Consider the following 18049-nt stretch of genomic DNA (forward strand, 5'->3'; position numbering starts at 1 on the left):
TCATTTTTCGTGAAGTTTTACCTCAATTTGATAGTCGTCTTGGGTCACTTTAATTTTATGGTCTTTATATTTACGTTTGCTTGGCGAGAGTGCAGAGCTAGTCACTGCCTTATGGAAATCACTATCTGACATGAAAAAATAATAAGCCTTATAGCCCAATAATATTTTCTCAATTTTATTGCCTTTAGTCTGAGCATCACTGATCAATGAATTTAGATACTTTAAGCTGATGTTTGCTGACATTCCTGAACCTTAAAATATAAAGTTGAAATTTCTAAGAATTTATAAGCAACAAACATTACAAATTTATGACAAGGGTTGTTTGAGAGATGTACTTCGCTTCAGGTCATTATAGATCTAAAAGTTGTGGGTCAAATTGACGCAATTTTGACCCAATTTATTCAAATTTGGGTCAATTTGTTCTGGATAGCATTGGACGCAAAACCCATAGAAAAAGCCTTAAACACTGATGTTTAAGGCTTTTTTAGTCATATTTAGTTATGTAACTTCATATGAATTTAAGAATTTGGTGGAGATGGCGGGAGTTGAACCCGCGTCCGCCAACACTACACTCGAGAATACTACATGCTTAGATATCGTCTATTGTTTTAACACTCTAAGACCCGACGAACAGGGTTTAAAGTGCGATCCTCTAAGTTTGGTATAAAGTCCCGAGGCTCAACTCTATACGGACTTGTGTGCGTGCGCTTCAGTCGGGTTCACTGACCACAAGTATTCAGTGAAGCGGACAAGCGGCCCTTAGGCAGCTAGAGCGTAAGATTCGTCGTTTGCGACTATTTTAATGCAAATTTGATTTACGAGAGAAAATGCGCTCTCGGCATGCATCTATGAGCTTCATCATCAGCGTCGAAGCCAATAACACCCCCATATCACAGCGCAATCATAGCATAGCTGGCAAAAATTACGATGTATTTTCTGCACAATTACACATTTCGATGCGCTTAGTTACATAATTGCGCTAATATTTTATTTTTCAAGTCAAACACAATAAAAAATATGAGTTATTTACTGGCACTCGATCAAGGCACAACTTCTAGTCGCGCCATCATCTTCAATGAACACGGACAAGTTCAGGCAACGGCACAACGAGAAACCCATATTCAAACCCCACATTCAGGTTGGGTGGAACAAGATGCCCAAGAAATCTGGTCAAATCAAATTGCTGTGGTGCAACAGGCTCTGGCGACTGCAGGTATTTTGGCTAAAGACATTCACGCGATTGGCGTGACCAATCAACGTGAAACGACTGTAGTGTGGGATAAACGCACAGGCAAACCACTGGCACCTGCCATAATTTGGCAAGATCGTCGTGCGGCTGATTGGTGTCATCAGTTGATTCAAAATAACCAGATGCAATTGATTCAGGAAAAAACAGGTCTGCGTATCGATCCGTATTTTAGTGCAGGCAAGCTGGTGTGGCTGCTGGAGCATGTCGGTGGATTAAAAGCATTAGCACAGCAGGGGCATGTGGCTTTTGGCACCATCGACAGTTGGTTAATCTGGAATTTGACCCAAGGCGCAGAGCATGTCATTGAAGCGAGTAATGCCTCAAGAACCATGTTGATGAACTTGCATCGTCAAACTTGGGATGAAGAATTACTGGAATTATTTCAAATTCCCGCATCGGTCTTACCCAAAATTATTGCATCCGACAGCTATATTGCAGATACCGCAACGGGTTTATTGGGCGCGAATATCCCAATTACAGGTATTTTAGGCGATCAGCAGGCGGCGTTGTTTGGGCAATCGTGCTTTGAAGTTGGAACAGCAAAAAACACCTATGGTACAGGCTGTTTTATGTTGTTTAATACAGGCAATCAGGTGCAATTTAGCCAAAATAAGTTACTTACCACTTTGGCGTGGCAATGTCAAAATCAAACCCATTTTGCCCTTGAAGGCAGTGTTTTTATGGCAGGCGCGGTGGTGCAATGGCTGCGCGATGGTTTGGGTATTATCCAAAAAAGCAGCGATGTGGAACAACTTGCCAATAGTGTAACTTCTAGCGATGGTGTAGTGCTAGTTCCTGCATTTACAGGGCTTGGTGCGCCACATTGGGACAGTGAAGCGCGAGCGCTTTTATGTGGAATGTCACGTGGCACCAACAAGGCACATATTGCCCGTGCTGCCTTGGAATCCATTGCATTTCAGGTGTCGGATGTACTCACTGCGATGCAATCCGATTTAGATCATCCACTGAAAGAGCTTCGAGTCGATGGTGGTGCTAGTCAAAATGATATGTTGATGCAATTCCAAGCCGATATTTTAAATGTGCCTGTGTTACGTCCTAAAATGTTGGAATCAACCGCTTGGGGAGCAGCAGCTATGGCAGGTTTAAAGGCGGGTGTATTTTCTGACTTATCTGAAATTTCAGCATCTTGGCAGTTAGATCGGGTATTTGAACCCCAAATGAATGAAGCAGAGCGTGCAGAACATTTAGCGCGTTGGCAACAAGCCTTAAAACGTGCTAAGTCAGACTTATAATCAGCGCTATTTCTAAAATAACGCTAAGTTGAAATAAATCTTTAAACCACAAGCCTCATCAGCAAAACTTTTGAGGCTTGTAGCTGTTTTTTCGTTACTTTGATCTTTTAGATTACGCCTTACATTGCCTCACGTTGAGCTTCATCTTCTAGATAACTTTCCAAAGAATCATCTAGTGCATAAAGCCATGGTGTGTGATGCGGTTTAGCCATTTTTCCTGTCATCACTGAGCGATAAACTTTATCTCTAAAGCCCATAATATTTTCTTTTTTATGCTTTTTCCATTGCATGAAAATATCGTGTACTGCATCAATATTGAAAGATGGATAGTCGGTCTGCGCAATCAGGCGTTTGATGTAATCCCCTTGAAAACGTGCAGATTGTTCATCGCTCATTAAGCGTTGTTCTTTTTCATGCAAGGTTTGGGTATGGCTTTGCATTTCCTCTATGCTTGGCAACGCAATTTTGCCCAAAATCACATCGCGGACAAACCATGCCTGCGCATCGAACATATTGAAGGTGTACCATTGATCTTGCATACCCAAATAGAACAAACGTGGATTCTTTTCCCAAACCACACCTTGATATAAACCTAGTGGATAAAGGCAGTTATGCGTTCTGAGGCGCAAGCCATCTTCAATAAACGGGAAGTGGTGTAAATAGCCCGTACATAAAATAATGGCATCAATTTTGGCCGATGTTCCATCACCAAAATAAGCAGTATTTTCATCTACACGCAGTAATTGTGGTTTTTCAGACCAGTTTTTGGGCCACTTAAAGCCCATGGCTTTACTGCGATAGCAACTGTAAATTTGTTTGGCGCCGTATTTATAACATTGCGAACCAATGTCTTCGGCAGAGTAGCTGCTGCCCACCAACAGCACTGATTTACCTTTAAATTCCAGTGCATCACGGAAATCATGCGCGTGTAAAATACGACCATGGAATTGATCAAAGCCTTCATAAACAGGGACACGCGGGGTAGAAAAGTGCCCAGAGGCCACCACGACATAATCAAACTGTTCTGAATAATGACGTTGCTGTGCGTAATCTTCGACATCAACTGTGAATTTTTGCGTCGCATCATCATAATGAATATGTTGAACGGCAGTGTTAAAGCGGACTAAATCTTTCACCTGTGCTTTTTCTGCACGCCCTTGAATATAATCCCACAACACTGCGCGTGGCGGATAAGACGCGATTGGTTTTTTGAAGTGTTCATCAAAAGTATAATCGGCAAATTCTAGCGCTTCTTTAGGACCATTTGACCATAAATAACGGTACATACTGCCGTGGACAGGTTCACCATGTTCATCTATACCTGTGCGCCAAGTATAGTTCCAGAGTCCACCCCAATCATTTTGTTTTTCGAAACATACAATTTCAGGAACTTGTAGACCTTTGGCCTTTGCTGACTGAAACGCTCTTAATTGGGCCATGCCGCTTGGGCCAGCGCCAATAATTGCAATTCGATCCATTGCTATCTCCATTAGTTTTTGAGTTCTTAATTACTTCCCCAATTTTGAGTGACACAATTCAGGATTTTAAATATCCGCATTATTAAAATAAGCAAATACAATCCTAAATTTAGAGGTCAAGTAGACCCTGTCAAAATAGGATGTGAATTAAAAAAATAGAAAAATAAAATACACAAAAGACAGTAAAAATTGCTTAAGCAACTCATCTTTATAAAAAAATGTATTTTACAAGAAGCATGATCTTATCATAATTTTTGATTGATTTTGGCTTTTCTTAGTTGTAAAAGTGAATTTGAGGTCATTCCGTTAATGTGGTGAATTTTATCATTTAGTATATTTAATTGATTCTTAAGTAATTTTCCCTATGGTCTCTAAATAGAATTTGGTTAGATATTTTTAAAAATTTGTTTGAATTGAAGTGCTTCAAGGGTGCTGAGAAAGTTTTTTGTGAGCTCTTTAGAATGATGAGAGGCAATGATGAAAGATAACATCAATAAGAAAGCAGATTAGATGATTGCGATTCGAAGTTCATTGAGTGAGCGGGAGGGGAGTGAAAGCAAGACATAAAACATTGGATGAATTAGGCGCATCCAATGTTTCTAATTTAGAACGGAGCTATTAAGGAATTAAAGTTTACGCCACACCTTATTTTCATCTTCTAAAGCGATAGTAAAGTTAAACTCGTCGTCTACGGTAACCAAGTAGGAGTTAGGATTAACCAATAGAACTTTTAAAATTGTACCTTGCTCGAATTCAATTGGTGCGCAGTTTTCTTTACGTAGAACAATAGGTTCAAGTAGCTCAATAGCAATGTTTTCTGTTGGAGATTCCATACCGCACCCTAAATGAGTTATTTTTAATCAACTGTATTATATAGTAAATTGATGAATAATCTACACAAAACCGTAAATTTGTGTCGGGTTTAAACATTTGGTATTTAAATGGTTGGTCAAAAAAACGCAATAAATATCTCCAATACTGCATAATTTGACACTTTAAAAATATAGAGAAAAATTGCAATTTCATTTAATTTTTTAGATGAATGGCAAATGAACAGCGCAGTAAAATATAGCCGATTGATGAAATTTACAGTTTTCAGTATAAAAATAAAATTATTGCTGAAAAAACAGCGTATAAAGTATAAAAGTTAAAGTATCCATCCACGCTTTTTACGTGGTGAAGGCACTGGGTTTTACATTCCTATTTTAAAAATAAAGGCTTTTTGTCTGCATGTTTAAGTCATTTTTTCCAAATCCAAAGTGGTTTTTTATTTCATTGCTTGTTTGGTTCGCGATCAATCTAGCCTTGTGGTATTCAGGCGGTAGCGCATGGGGTAGCTTGATTGGCTTTCCGCAAGGTTATGCTGAAGCAACATTACCCATCGATGTCAGCCGTTTTTGGTCACCTGCATTTTTATGGTTTTACCTGTGGTTTTTTGTGGCAACGACGCTGTTTGCCATTTTCTGGAAACTTAAAGCAAATCACCCATGGCAGCGATGGTCGGTATGGGGATCGGCATTCATCTTGTTTAATATTTGGTTTGGGGTACAAGTCAATGTTGTGGTGAATGCTTGGTATAACCCATTTTATGACCTGATTCAAAAAATGCTCAGTAGTGGCGGTGGAGATGTCAATGAACTCTATGCAGGTGTGCTGACCTTTTTATACATTGCCATGGTGGCAGTGACCTTAATGGTTTTGAATTTATTTTTTGTTAGTCACTATGTTTTTCGTTGGCGTACGGCAATGAATAATTATTACACCGCACATTGGGAAAAACTCAGACATATTGAAGGGGCTTCACAGCGTATTCAAGAAGATACCATGCGCTTTGCAAAAACCATGGAAACTTTAGGGGTAAATTTAGTCGAAGCCCTAATGACTTTGTTGGCATTTTTACCTGTGCTGTTTAGTTTGTCTGTGCATGTCAAAGCCCTGCCTATAATAGGAGAAATTCCATATGCTTTAGTTTGGGCTGCAGTGGGTTGGGCAGTATTTGGTACAGTGGTGTTAATTGTGGTGGGTGCGAAGTTACCAGGTCTGGAGTTTAATAACCAAAAAGTTGAGGCGGCTTATCGTAAAGAATTGGTTTATGGTGAAGATCACGCTGAACGTGCCGATCCGCTGAGTTTAAAAGAACTGTTTAGCAAAGTACGTTTGAACTATTTCCGTTTATATTTCCACTATGCCTATTTTAACTTGGTACGCATTTGGTATATGCAATTGGACAATATTTATGGTTTATTTGTGTTGTTCCCAAGTATTGCTGCAGGTGCAATTACATTGGGTTTAATGATGCAAATTGCCAACGTATTTGGCAAAGTCCGTGAATCTTTTCAGTATCTGATTGCATCTTGGCCAACCATTATTGAGCTCTTGTCTATCTATAAGCGATTAAAAGCATTTGAATCTACATTGGATCAATAATTGTGATGGCGACATCCATGATTTGTTATGGATGTCGCGTTCACATGTTCAGAACCATGATTGCTAAATATAAATAGATCTGAACAGTTGTATAAAATAATATGAGTGTTAGTGTTCAAAATCATAAAAAACTGTGATGAATTGGATTGTTTTATAAAAATATCAAACTCGATTCAAATAAAGCGATGATTATTTAACTATAAAATCAAGGTGTTAGATTTGTTATTTTCCGCCAATTCATATATTTTCATTCCTATAAAAACAATTGAGAATTGAAACGTGACCTGCAAAAAAATACTTTTAATTGGGGGGATGAGCAGCCTATTATTTGGTTGTGCAACAGTCGATCAATATAGCCCAAATTCGGTGAAGCATTTTGCATCTCCACAAGAACTGATTGTTCAAAAAAAATTAAATCAGCCGAGTGGTGCCGCTAAAGAATATGTCTATTATTGGGGGCCACAGCGTAAAGAACAACCTGCTGAATCTATGATTCCACGTAAATATATGGGCAGCTATTGTCAGTCACAAAATGGACGCCTCACGCTTGCCTATAAAAGCTCAATGAGTTTAGTCAAAAATGCATGGTCTAAAAAATTACTCAATACGTATCGAGATGTAAAACAGGGGATTGGGGCATACCGTTGTGTAGGTAATCAGGGTGATAGCTGGATTGTATCTATTGAGCCTGTGGCAGAGCGCCAGTTGGAACAGCGTGGTGAAGCGCGAGTGGTGAGTTTGGTCACTAAAATAATGTCTGAAGATGAAGCGCGACGTTTTTACCGTGCGACTTCTGAATCCGCAAAGGCAGGACCTAAAGCAACTCCAAGTAATCCCAAAACAATAAATAAAACCAAAGTTGCGGAAGTGAAAGAAAAACCTGAAGAGAAAAAAGAGCCAGTGGCTGCAGCAGTAAAAACAGCTCCACCACGTGTGGTTGAAACACCGCAACAGCAACAGACACGTTTATATGTCGCGGCACGTCGCGATTTAAACAATGGGCGTAATCAAATTAATGCCTGTAATAATGCGCAACGTGCTTATAACTATGGCAAGTTACAAGGCGCGGAAGGGACACGTATTTATACAGAATCTGGCATGTTGGTGGCACGTTGTTTAACGGGTGTTTCGAGTTATCGGAGTCGTTTTCCAAATTCAGATGTGCAGGCGAAACGTATTTTGCAGAATTTAGCCAATAATTATAATCATGCAGGGGCTAAGAATATGTTGAGAGGAATGAAATGAGGAGCGCATAATTTCTGATCTGCTCTTCATTTTAAAATTTAAATATTTATCTCTCCCTTGCACCACAGTGCAGTTTATCACTAGTGCTTGTTTTAAAGACCTTTCCAATATTAAAGTTTTGATGGCATTTAATTTGTAATGGAAGCTCCTTCTCCCACTTGGATGAGCAGTACTGCTGCGCAAGGGGGAGGGGTAATTTAAAAGATAAAACTAAATAAGATCAGGATAAAACTGCTCAAATTCTTTATTTATCGCCTCACCACGTAATAAATAGCCTTTGGGCTGAATATAACTATAAATTTCTCGTGCAGGCTGTTCATGCCAGCCAATATTAAATGCACAAAGTTTTGGGAAAAATTGTAGATGGTTGTAATTCAAATTATTATGAATCCAATAGGCGAGTTGTTGCCAATTGACTTGATCTTTTTCATACAGTGCTAAAAATGATGGAATGACAATACACGCCGTTGCCCCATAACCTTTTGCATCGGGATAGTCCCAAATGTGACTGGCAAAGTTTTTCTCATTACTTGCGCAGTTATGTCCTTTTTCATTTCCGAGTTGGTTCACGCTTGGTGAGCGATAAGCGGAGCGAATCGCAATTCGTCCAAATTTATCTTGGAGTGGTTCGAGCAGTTGTTGGCAGAGTTCTTTGCCTGTGCGAATGGCAATGTCAGGATGGTCGGGGAAGTTGGGTACACCATACCAATTAGCGATTTCGCTATAGAGGAAGTCACGCATAAAGAAAGACTTTGAAAGTTGAATTCGTCCTAAGTCTTCGAGTTTGGCGATGGAGGATACTTTTTTGATGGTCATATTTTAAAGTTTTCTAATCGATTTTTGATATATTTTGCTGAATTTTCAATACTTGGATAAACCGTTCTTTGGTTGATGTTGAGTAAATCTAATTCATCTAATATTGGCTTTTTATCATCTTTTTTTATTCTGACTTTATGAACGGTGAAATCATTATTACCATGTTCTGGTATTGCTTCTGCATCTAAACCAAAGATTAGAAAAGAGCCTGATTGAGCAATAATTCTTTCTTGGTTTAACCGACCTTTTACACAGAAGGTATTTTTAAGATCTTTGATTTCAATTCTAGGTTTGAAGTATGGTTTTTCATTTAATATACAGTGTAAGTATTGTTCATAAACTTTCTGATTAAGATCAGACTCATTTAGATGGGTTTTGGTTGAGTCGTTTTTTTGGCAATTAATAATATATTGGGATAGTTGATCTTTCTGATTAGAAGTAAGTTTTGCTAAATTTGTTAAACAAGAAATTTTATCAGAATCATAAAAACATATATCTGTTTTTTTTACGGAAATTATTACAACTTCAGCATCTTCATTGTGGTTTAAATTTTCACAAGCAAAGTAGAGTGCAGTTAATGGATTGCTAGATATATCAAGCAATCTAGTTGGCATTCCATAATGTTGCATTCGTGTGAGGATGTCAAAACCACTGATGTCATTACTGAATGAATTAGGTTCCATTGTGAGTAATTCACGGAATAACAGATGTTCACCTTCTAAATAAATTTTTCCTTTGCCACTGGGATCTTCACGTAAAAGTGATGGTAATAATTGGTACGAAAATTTTCCATGACCTCTATAAAAGACTTCGCTATTTTCTTTTTTGCTAGCAATGAATGTATTTATATCTTTAATTTTTTCTATATAAGTAGAAATACTATTTATATATGGTGGTGTAACAATAATTTCAGCTTCTACGCTAAAACTAGTTTCAATTGATACATTTATATGACCAATAATTTGAGGTGGACTTAGTAAGTCAATATTTTGATTTGGAAAAGTTTCTTTTATCTCTTCTAAATTTGAAAAGATATTAAGAGGTGCTAATTTTTCAAATAAATTAGAATTTTTAATCGCCCAATGTGTTCTGGTTTTTTCCCAACCCTCAAATTTTAATGCTTTTTCTAATTCTTCTAAATCACAAATATAAGTATATCTATTAGTATGTCCCTCTTTAGGTTTTAATGTTGATATTTTATCTGATAGTAATCTAAAAGTTGCGGTTATAGTATTATTATCATTATTTAACTTTGTCTCTCGTAATTCTGCTATTGCCACAAAATCTTGAAAGTTTTCAAAACAGATAAAGCAAGGGAAGTTACGTAAGATTAGTAAAGACTCTTCTGTTAGTTCTTTGAATTTTAATCGAATAGGCTCATCTGTATATTCAGCGAAACGACTGGTACTATAAGTAATGGATATAAAATTATTATCTAAAGTATCTATTTCTTGTTCTGAATAGCACTGTAGTAGATTGAAGTAAGCCATAAAAAACCCCGCATTGTGCGAGGTTTTTTATAACATGAAATCAAATGATTAGCGAATAAATCAACCAATCAATTTCTTCATCAACTCATTCACTTGCGCAGGGTTGGCTTTACCTTTCGCAGCTTTCATGACTTGACCCACAAGACCGTTGAAAGCTTTCTCTTTACCAGATTTATACTCTTCAACCATCTTCTCATTGGCAGCAAGTACGTCTTTAATAATTGCTTCAATCGCGCCTGTATCAGTTTCCTGTTTCAAGCCTTTTTCCGCAATAATTTCGTCCGCAGATTTGCCTTCGTCCCACATAAAGCCGAATACTTGCTTCGCAATCTTACCGTTAATGGTGTTGTCCACAATACGTGCAATCATGCCGCCCAACTGTTCAGCCGAAACAGGGGAATCCGCCAACTCTAAGCCTGCTTTGTTTAAAGCACCTGAGAATTCACCCATCACCCAGTTTGCTGCAATTTTACCGTGTGCCGTACCACCTGCTGCAGCAACTACAGCTTCGTAAAATTCTGACATTTCACGAGTCAATGTAAGCACGTGCGCATCGTACTCAGTTACACCAAAGTCCGCCACGAAACGTGCACGACGTGCAGCAGGAAGCTCAGGCATAGTCGCTTTAATGGCTTCAATTTGCGCATCTGGAATAACCACAGGCAACAAATCTGGATCAGGGAAGTAGCGGTAATCGTTCGCTTCTTCCTTCGAACGCATTGAACGCGTTTCCATCTTCACAGGGTCAAACAAACGTGTTTCCTGATCAATGGTGCCATCCCATTCCAAGATTTCCATTTGACGTTCAATTTCAACATTGATTGCCTGTTCAATGAAACGGAATGAGTTCAGGTTTTTCAATTCACAACGTGTACCGAAAGGTTGTCCCGGACGGCGTAATGACACGTTACAGTCGGCACGGAATGAACCTTCAGCCATGTTACCGTCAGAAATACCTAACCAACGTACCAGTGTATGAATCGCTTTAATATAAGCTACGGCTTCTTCAACCGAACGCATATCGGGTTCAGATACAATTTCAAGCAAAGGCGTACCTGCACGGTTGAGGTCAATACCTGACATGCCTTCAAATTGATCATGAATCGACTTACCCGCATCTTCCTCAAGGTGTGCACGGGTTACGCCAATGCGTTTGGTTGTGCCATCTTCAAGTTGGATGTCGATATGACCCAAGCCTACAATCGGGTTATCCATCTGGCTGATCTGGTAGCCTTTTGGAGAATCCGGGTAGAAGTAGTTTTTACGTGCAAATACAGAGGCTTGGTCGATGTAGGCATCAATACCCAAGCCAAAACGGATTGCCAAATCCACCACTTCTTTATTCAACACAGGCAAGACGCCCGGCATAGCTAAATCAACAAGGCTGGCTTGCGTATTTGGGTCTTGACCAAATTCGGTTGATGAGCCCGAGAAAATTTTAGAATTGGTTGCAAGCTGAGTGTGAATCTCAATACCAATTACGACTTCCCAGCCATCAATCAGGTTTGATTTGGGTTTAGCAGTATTCTTCGCCATTATGCGTTCTCCTCAGCAATTGCAGCGCGTTGAGTATGCCAATCGGTCGCTTGTTGATACTGATGTACCACAGATAACAGTTGTGATTCAGACCAGTAATTGCCAATCAATTGTAAACCTACAGGCAAGTGATCTTGGTCAAAACCAACAGGCGCACTAATTGCAGGTAAGCCCGCTAAGTTCACCGCGATGGTGTAAATATCACCCAAATACATTTCAACTGGGTCTAAAGACGCGCCAATTTTGTAGGCAGTTGTTGGTGCAGTTGGTGCTGCAATCACATCGACCTGTTCAAAGGCTTTTAAGAAGTCTTGCTGAATTAAACGACGGACTTTTTGCGCTTTCACGTAATAAGCATCGTAATAACCAGCAGAAAGAGCATAAGTACCAATCAAGATACGACGTTGCACTTCTGCACCAAAACCTTCAGAACGTGAGCGTTTGTAGAGGTCTAAAATATCTTGAGGATTTTCTGCGCGGTAGCCATAACGCACACCATCGTAACGAGAAAGGTTAGACGATGCTTCTGCAGGGGCAATTAGATAGTAAGTTGGCACGTAGCTTTCAGTCATGTTGAGATCAATCTCAACCAATACTGCGCCCAATTCTTCTAATTTTTTCAGTGATTCTTCAACACGTGCTTTCACCGCAGCATCTAAACCTGCCACATTGAAATATTGTTTCGGAATACCAATGCGTAAGCCTTTTAGCGTTGTTGCATTCAGGTTCGCGACATAATCTTCAACCGCTTTATCCATAGAGGTTGAGTCTTTGGCGTCATGACCTGCCATCACATTCATTAAATATGCGCAGTCTTCTGCAGAGCGTGCCATTGGACCTGCCTGATCTAAAGATGATGCATAAGCAATGATGCCGTAACGTGAAACACGTCCGTAAGTTGGTTTTAGACCTGTTAAACCACAGAAAGACGCAGGCTGACGGATTGAACCGCCTGTATCTGTACCTGTAGCAAATGGTGCAAGATCAGCCGCTACGACCGCAGCCGAACCACCTGATGAACCACCTGGTACATGGTCAAGTGCCCATGGGTTTTTAGTCGCGCCATAGAACGAACTTTCAGAGGTTGAACCCATTGCGAATTCGTCCATGTTCACTTTACCTAAAGTGACCAAACCTGCATTTTTACCTTGTGCCACCACAGTTGCGTCATAAGGCGAGATAAAATTGTCCAGCATTTTTGAACCCGCAGAGGTTTTAATGCCTTGGGTACAAAAAATATCTTTATGTGCAACAGGAATACCTGTCAGTGCTGTCGCTTGACCCGCCTGACGTAATGCATCGGCTGCATCCGCCTGTGCCAGTGCTACTTCATTGGTCACGGTGACATAAGAGCGCACTTGCGGATCAATTTTGGCAATACGTTTTAAATAATGTTCTGTTAGTTCGCGAGAGGAGAATTTGGCTGCCGCTAAACCCTCAGAGATTTCACGAATCGATAAGCGATGTAAATCTGTCATGAGAAAAATTCTTTTACCTTTTTATGAAGTCAAAATGTAACAGCCGAATAAATTATTCAATCACACGTGGAACAAGGTACAAGCCATCCTGAACTGCAGGGGCAACAGCTTGATATTGCTCACGATGATTCTGTTCGGTTACGACGTCTTCACGTAATGGTTGAGGGTGGTCAAATGGGCTTTTTAAAGGCTCAACGTCATCGGTATTTATGCCTTTTAAGCTTTCCATCATGCCTAAAATTTTATTTAGACTTTGAGCATACTCAGCAGATTGCGTATCATTGAGTTTAAGACGAGCAAGATGGGCAATTGCTGAAACTGTTTGTGCATTTAAATCTGCAGAATGCTGAGCATCCGAGGTAGACATAACATCACCTAAAATCAGTATTAATAAAAAATTTCAAAATATCGTGCGTTATAATAAGCGATTGACTTGTTCAACGCACCACATTTAGTTAAAGTTGCCAACTTGCGTCCACATAAAGTTTAATCGAGAACGACTCCGTGATTCTAAAACGACTAATTGGCTTGTTTTCGCCAGACCTAGCCATTGATTTAGGTACAGCAAATACACTTATTTATGCGCCAGGACGAGGCATTATATTAAATGAACCGACAGTTGTGGCAATTCGTCACAGCGGTTCACAGAAAATTGTTGCCGCAGTCGGTCTTGATGCCAAACAAATGTTGGGTCGTACCCCTGCAAACATTTCTGCAATTCGCCCAATGAAAGATGGTGTCATCGCTGATTTTGAAGTGACTGAAACCATGCTGAACCAATTTATTGGCAAAGTGCATGAAAAACGTTTATTCCCACCTGCACCGCGTGTAGTGGTGTGTGTACCATGCAAATCTACTTTGGTAGAGCGCCGTGCGATTCGTGAAGCCGTGTTTAACGCAGGCGCACGTGATGTACGTTTAATTGAAGAGCCAATGGCAGCAGCAATTGGCGCAGGTATGCCAGTCGAGCAAGCCTGTGGTTCAATGGTGGTAGATGTTGGTGGTGGCACGACAGAAATCGCGATTATTTCATTACAAGGTTGTGTTTATTCAGATTCATTGCGTATTGGTGGCGATGTGTTTGATGAGCAAATCATTAACTACGTGCGCAAGGCACATGGTTGTGTGATTGGTGAAACCACAGCAGAAACTATTAAGAAAGAAGTTGGCATGGCATTGCCAGATGAAGGTGCTAAACCACTGGAAATTGAAGTACGTGGTCGTAACTTGGCAGAAGGTGTGCCACGTGCCATTACTGTAACTTCTGATGAAATTACCCAAGCTATTTCTGATCCGTTACAAAGCATTGTATCGGCAGTAAAATCTGCACTGGAACAAACTCCACCAGAACTTTCTTCCGATATTGCAGAGCGTGGAATTGTGCTCACTGGTGGAGGTGCGTTATTGCGTAACCTAGACAAGCTTTTGGCACAAGAAACAGGCTTGCCTGTGGTAGTTGCAGAAGAACCATTAACTTGCGTGACCCGTGGTGGCGGTAAGGTCTTGGAATTCTTTGATAATCCAAACCACGATATGTTATTTGTTGGCTAATACATAGGATTCGGCGGTGCAAACAAATCTGTTTTCCAGACAACCGCCATCTTTTCGCTCTTTTATCATTGCGGTCATTACTTGTTTGGTCATCCTGTTTTTTAACTGGCGTGTACCTCATGTAATTCAACCCGCACGTGATGTTTTGTATGCGGCATATAACCCAATTTATGCCCTTGCAAGCTATCCTGTATTGTCGCGAGAATGGCTAAGTCAACAAAGTAAGTCTGAGGCTCAATTGCGTCGTGAAAATACCGCGATGCAGGCAGAGCTATTACAGGCTCAAGTCCGTTTGCAAAAATTGTCTGAACTCTCTGCAGAAAATACCCGCCTGCGTGGTCTACTCGATACGCCTCTAATCATTGATGGACGCATGGAAATTGCTGAAGTAATTGGTACCGATGCCGATCCTTTGCGCCACATTATTGTGATTAACCGTGGTTCACAAAATCAGCTCAAAGTCGGGCAAACCGTTTTGGATGATAAAGGCATTATGGGGCAGATCATTGCTGTGTATCCACACAGTAGCCGTGTCATGTTGCTTTCTGACAAAGAACACTCACTTTCAGTGCGTTTGGAACATACAGGCATGCGAGCCATTGTGTCGGGTACGGGCGATTTAGGGCGTTTGAAAATGGAATATGTACCGACCAGTGCCAATATTCAGGTTGGAGAGAAAGTCTATAGCTCAGGCTTGGGCGAGCATTTCCCTGCAGGATATTTGGTTGGAAGCATTGCCAAAATCAGCCGACATAATTCTGGTGAGTTTGCACAAATTGATGTGATGCCTGCAGCACAATTGGCGGGTGGTCATCATGTGGTGGTGCTGTTCTCAGAATCTTTAGCGAAGGAGCAGCCAAATGCCAATCGCTAAAATTGGACAAACCCGACTCGGACAAAACAAGAATAAAGATCCACTATTTCCGATTATTTTTTCTGTAATTGCTGCATCTGTACTCATGGTGTATCCGCTGTCTTATACAGGCTCGGGTTGGCGACCATTGTTTATGTTGATGGTGACCTTGTTTTGGGTGCTTGGGCAACCAACTTGGTGTGGTATTTGGTTTGCATTTGGTACAGGCTTGTTTGCAGACTTGCTCCTCGATGCACCTTTGGGCATGAATGCCCTAAGTTTTGTGGTGATTACTTTTGTGGCGCGTTTCCTGACTCGTGAGCGCCGTATTATGACGTTTGCGAATTTATGGGTCATTAGTGTAATCGCAATTTTGGCTCACCTCGCCCTGATTTGGGTGATGCAAGTCATGGGTGGGATTCAGTTCCCATTTGCCCGTCATTGGCAACCTTTGCTGAGTAGTATTTTGCTCTGGCCTGTGCTGTATTATTTCTTGCGAAAATGGCGCATTTAATTCTTGCCTCAAGTTCACCGCGCCGTCGGGAACTCCTGCAACAGCTTGGGCTGGAATTTGAAATTTACAGTCCAGACATCGATGAATCTATTTTAGCGGGCGAAGATGTTGCCGCGTATGTTGAGCGGTTGGCATGTGCCAAAGCCGATGCGGTTTTACGGCTATTTCCTGATGCTATTGTGATTGCTGCCGACACTAGTTTAGGGGTAGATGGGCAGATTTTGGGTAAGCCTGAGTCTAAGGCGCATGCCTTTGCCATTTGGTCACAACTCTCTGGTCGAAAACATGATGTTTTTTCAGGAGTTTGTGTGGGTACAAAACAGAAAAAATCCAGTATAGTGGTACGTACACAGGTTGAATTTCAATCGCTTAGCCTAGATGATATGGAAAGTTACTGGGCAACAGGTGAGCCGATTGGCAAAGCGGGAGCGTACGCAATTCAAGGCATTGCAGCACGTTATATTCCGCGCATAGAAGGGAGCTACAGTAATGTGGTGGGCTTACCTTTGCATGAAACCGTACAGTTATTACAGACAGTTAAGGCACTAAATTAACTGCTGCACAAAAATTTTTATAATGTTTTGAGTTTTATTATGTCTGACGAGTTGTTGATTAACGTCACACCGATGGAGTGTCGGGTGGCGTTAATTCAAAACGGCACGGTCAATGAACTATTCGTTGAGCGTACAGCCAAGCGTGGTTTGGTGGGCAATATTTATAAAGGCAAAGTGGTGCGCGTGCTGCCAGGCATGCAAGCCGCTTTTGTCGATATTGGTTTATCGCGTACTGCTTTTTTGCATATCAATGACATGATTTGGCCGCGCAGCCAACCTACACCGAATGTCTTTGAATTATTGCAGCCTGGGCAAATTCTAACCGTGCAAGTGATGAAAGATATGCTCGGTACTAAAGGCGCACGATTAAGCACAGATCTTTCCATTCCTTCACGTTATTTGGTTCTAATGCCGTATGGCAGTCATATTGGCGTATCACAACGCATTGAATCGAGTGAAGAACGTGAGCGCCTACGCGGCATCATCGAAACCATTCAGGCCGAGCATAAATTGCCAGGTTCAGTGATTGTACGCACAGCTGCCGAAGGCGTCGATGAAACGGCTTTAGTGCAAGATATGTGTTACTTAGCAAAATTGTGGGAATACATTCAGCGTAAACAAAAAAGCATTGCTGTGCCTTCCTTGATTTTTGAAGAGTTGCCGTTACCGCAACGTGTAATTCGTGATTTGGCAAATGATAACACCGCTAAAATTTATGTCGATTCACGTGAAATTCACGCCAAATTAAAAGAATTTGTGGATGAGTTTGTGCCCAATATGCACAATCGCCTGATTCATTACCCTGGTGAGCGTCCACTGTTCGATTTATACAATGTCGAAGAAGATATTCAAAAAGCGTTGCAAACCCGTGTGGCATTAAAGTCAGGCGGTTATCTGATGATTGATCAGACCGAAGCCATGACCACCATTGATGTGAATACGGGTTCTTATGTCGGTGGTCGGACTTTAGAAGACACCGTATTTAAAACCAATATGGAAGCGACACAGGTCATTGCCCGCCAGTTACGTTTGCGTAATTTGGGTGGCATCATCATTATTGACTTCATTGATATGCAAGAAGTACAGCATCGTGATGAAGTCTTGAGTCAGTTTGAGCGAATGCTTGAACGAGATCATGCCAAGACCAAAATTACCCAAGTGTCTGAATTGGGCTTGGTCGAGATGACCCGTAAACGCACCCGTGAATCTTTAGAACATTTACTTTGTGAAGCCTGTCCAACTTGTCAGGGGCGGGGATATGTCAAAACAGCAGAGTCAGTATGTTACGAAATTTTTCGAGAAATTTTAAGATATGCACGCGCATTCGAATCACAACGTGGCTTTACTGTCGTTGCGCACCCATCGGTGATTGACCGATTGTTAACTGCCGAAGCGCCAGCAGTGGCGGATTTAGAGCACTTTGTCAGCCGTGTGATTAAATTTCAGGTGGAAAATTTATATACGCAAGAGCAATACGATATCATTTTGAGCTGAAATTGTAACAGGATATCGCTAAACAGTTGTTACATCTGAAATTTTACTTTTTTGAGTGAATTCTCAATACTAAGCATACAGAGTAGCCAAAGCCGAACATCTCCCTCGGTT

General features: G+C 40.8%; 16 protein-coding genes and 1 other RNA gene. 8 read left to right on the top strand and 9 right to left on the bottom strand.

Translation table 11 applies throughout. The features are described from left to right. A complete protein-coding gene (locus FTU66_RS04740) occupies positions 1–243 on the bottom strand; it encodes a hypothetical protein (RefSeq protein ID WP_004975383.1) in 243 nt (80 codons plus the stop codon). A gap of 284 nt (positions 244–527) precedes the next feature. Further along, positions 528–887: a transfer-messenger RNA gene (gene ssrA / locus FTU66_RS04745) on the bottom strand. 130 nt (positions 888–1017) lie between these two features. Here ssrA and glpK point away from each other — a divergent pair. Then, positions 1018–2502, top strand: coding sequence for a glycerol kinase GlpK (gene glpK / locus FTU66_RS04750; protein WP_180112402.1), 1485 nt, complete (start codon positions 1018–1020; stop codon positions 2500–2502). 119 nt (positions 2503–2621) lie between these two features. Here the strand turns inward: glpK and FTU66_RS04755 are convergent, their stop codons facing one another. Continuing rightward, on the bottom strand, positions 2622–3980 hold the full coding sequence (locus FTU66_RS04755; RefSeq protein WP_136144449.1) for an NAD(P)-binding domain-containing protein: 1359 nt from the start codon (positions 3978–3980) through the stop codon (positions 2622–2624). A 626-nt stretch (positions 3981–4606) separates the two neighbouring features. Further along, complete coding sequence (locus FTU66_RS04760; RefSeq protein WP_019838358.1) at positions 4607–4813, bottom strand: hypothetical protein; 207 nt, start codon at positions 4811–4813, stop codon at positions 4607–4609. Positions 4814–5210: 397 nt separating this feature from the next. Here FTU66_RS04760 and sbmA point away from each other — a divergent pair, with 397 nt between their 5' ends. Both sbmA and FTU66_RS04770 read left to right on the top strand, forming a co-directional pair. After that, complete coding sequence (gene sbmA, locus FTU66_RS04765) at positions 5211–6407, top strand: peptide antibiotic transporter SbmA (protein ID WP_179996957.1); 1197 nt, start codon at positions 5211–5213, stop codon at positions 6405–6407. 312 nt (positions 6408–6719) lie between these two features. Then, positions 6720–7652: a hypothetical protein gene (locus tag FTU66_RS04770; RefSeq protein WP_179996958.1), complete on the top strand. Its 933-nt coding sequence runs from the start codon at positions 6720–6722 to the stop codon at positions 7650–7652. 210 nt (positions 7653–7862) lie between these two features. On the opposite strand, the gene FTU66_RS04775 is transcribed toward FTU66_RS04770, so the two are convergent. Genes FTU66_RS04775 through gatC form a run of 5 tightly spaced genes read right to left on the bottom strand, consistent with a single transcriptional unit; the run spans position 7863 to position 13339 of the window. After that, complete coding sequence (locus tag FTU66_RS04775) at positions 7863–8468, bottom strand: hypothetical protein (protein WP_179996959.1); 606 nt, start codon at positions 8466–8468, stop codon at positions 7863–7865. Then, positions 8465–9958, bottom strand: coding sequence for an FRG domain-containing protein (locus FTU66_RS04780; protein ID WP_179996960.1), 1494 nt, complete (start codon positions 9956–9958; stop codon positions 8465–8467). The genes FTU66_RS04775 and FTU66_RS04780 overlap by 4 nt, the downstream gene beginning before the upstream one ends. A gap of 60 nt (positions 9959–10018) precedes the next feature. Continuing rightward, entirely contained in the window at positions 10019–11494 is a 1476-nt protein-coding gene (gatB, locus tag FTU66_RS04785) for an Asp-tRNA(Asn)/Glu-tRNA(Gln) amidotransferase subunit GatB (protein WP_179996961.1), read from the bottom strand. Then, positions 11494–12972 (bottom strand): Asp-tRNA(Asn)/Glu-tRNA(Gln) amidotransferase subunit GatA, encoded by a 1479-nt coding sequence (gene gatA, locus FTU66_RS04790; protein WP_004975402.1) that lies wholly within the window; start codon positions 12970–12972, stop codon positions 11494–11496. Before gatA ends, gatB begins: the two co-directional genes overlap by 1 nt. A 52-nt stretch (positions 12973–13024) precedes the next feature. Further along, positions 13025–13339 carry an Asp-tRNA(Asn)/Glu-tRNA(Gln) amidotransferase subunit GatC gene (gene gatC, locus FTU66_RS04795; protein ID WP_004975405.1) on the bottom strand — a complete coding sequence of 105 codons (315 nt, stop codon included), beginning with the start codon at positions 13337–13339 and terminating at the stop codon, positions 13025–13027. 137 nt (positions 13340–13476) lie between these two features. Between gatC and FTU66_RS04800 the strand changes: the two genes are divergently transcribed. The 5 genes from FTU66_RS04800 to rng are packed head-to-tail and all read left to right on the top strand — an operon-like array spanning position 13477 to position 17938. Next, complete coding sequence (locus FTU66_RS04800) at positions 13477–14523, top strand: rod shape-determining protein (RefSeq protein WP_004975408.1); 1047 nt, start codon at positions 13477–13479, stop codon at positions 14521–14523. 16 nt (positions 14524–14539) lie between these two features. After that, positions 14540–15397: a rod shape-determining protein MreC gene (mreC, locus tag FTU66_RS04805; protein WP_167846190.1), complete on the top strand. Its 858-nt coding sequence runs from the start codon at positions 14540–14542 to the stop codon at positions 15395–15397. Continuing rightward, positions 15384–15890 (top strand): rod shape-determining protein MreD, encoded by a 507-nt coding sequence (gene mreD / locus FTU66_RS04810; protein WP_154320436.1) that lies wholly within the window; start codon positions 15384–15386, stop codon positions 15888–15890. Before mreC ends, mreD begins: the two co-directional genes overlap by 14 nt. Further along, the gene (locus tag FTU66_RS04815; RefSeq protein WP_179996962.1) at positions 15878–16444 is read left to right on the top strand and encodes a Maf-like protein; all 567 of its coding nucleotides are present in this window, start codon (positions 15878–15880) and stop codon (positions 16442–16444) included. The genes mreD and FTU66_RS04815 overlap by 13 nt, the downstream gene beginning before the upstream one ends. A gap of 39 nt (positions 16445–16483) precedes the next feature. Then, on the top strand, positions 16484–17938 hold the full coding sequence (gene rng, locus FTU66_RS04820; protein ID WP_178866918.1) for a ribonuclease G: 1455 nt from the start codon (positions 16484–16486) through the stop codon (positions 17936–17938). Positions 17939–18049 lie beyond the last annotated feature (111 nt).

The organism is Acinetobacter sp. YH12131, assembly GCF_013418635.1.
GTDB lineage: Bacteria > Pseudomonadota > Gammaproteobacteria > Pseudomonadales > Moraxellaceae > Acinetobacter > Acinetobacter towneri.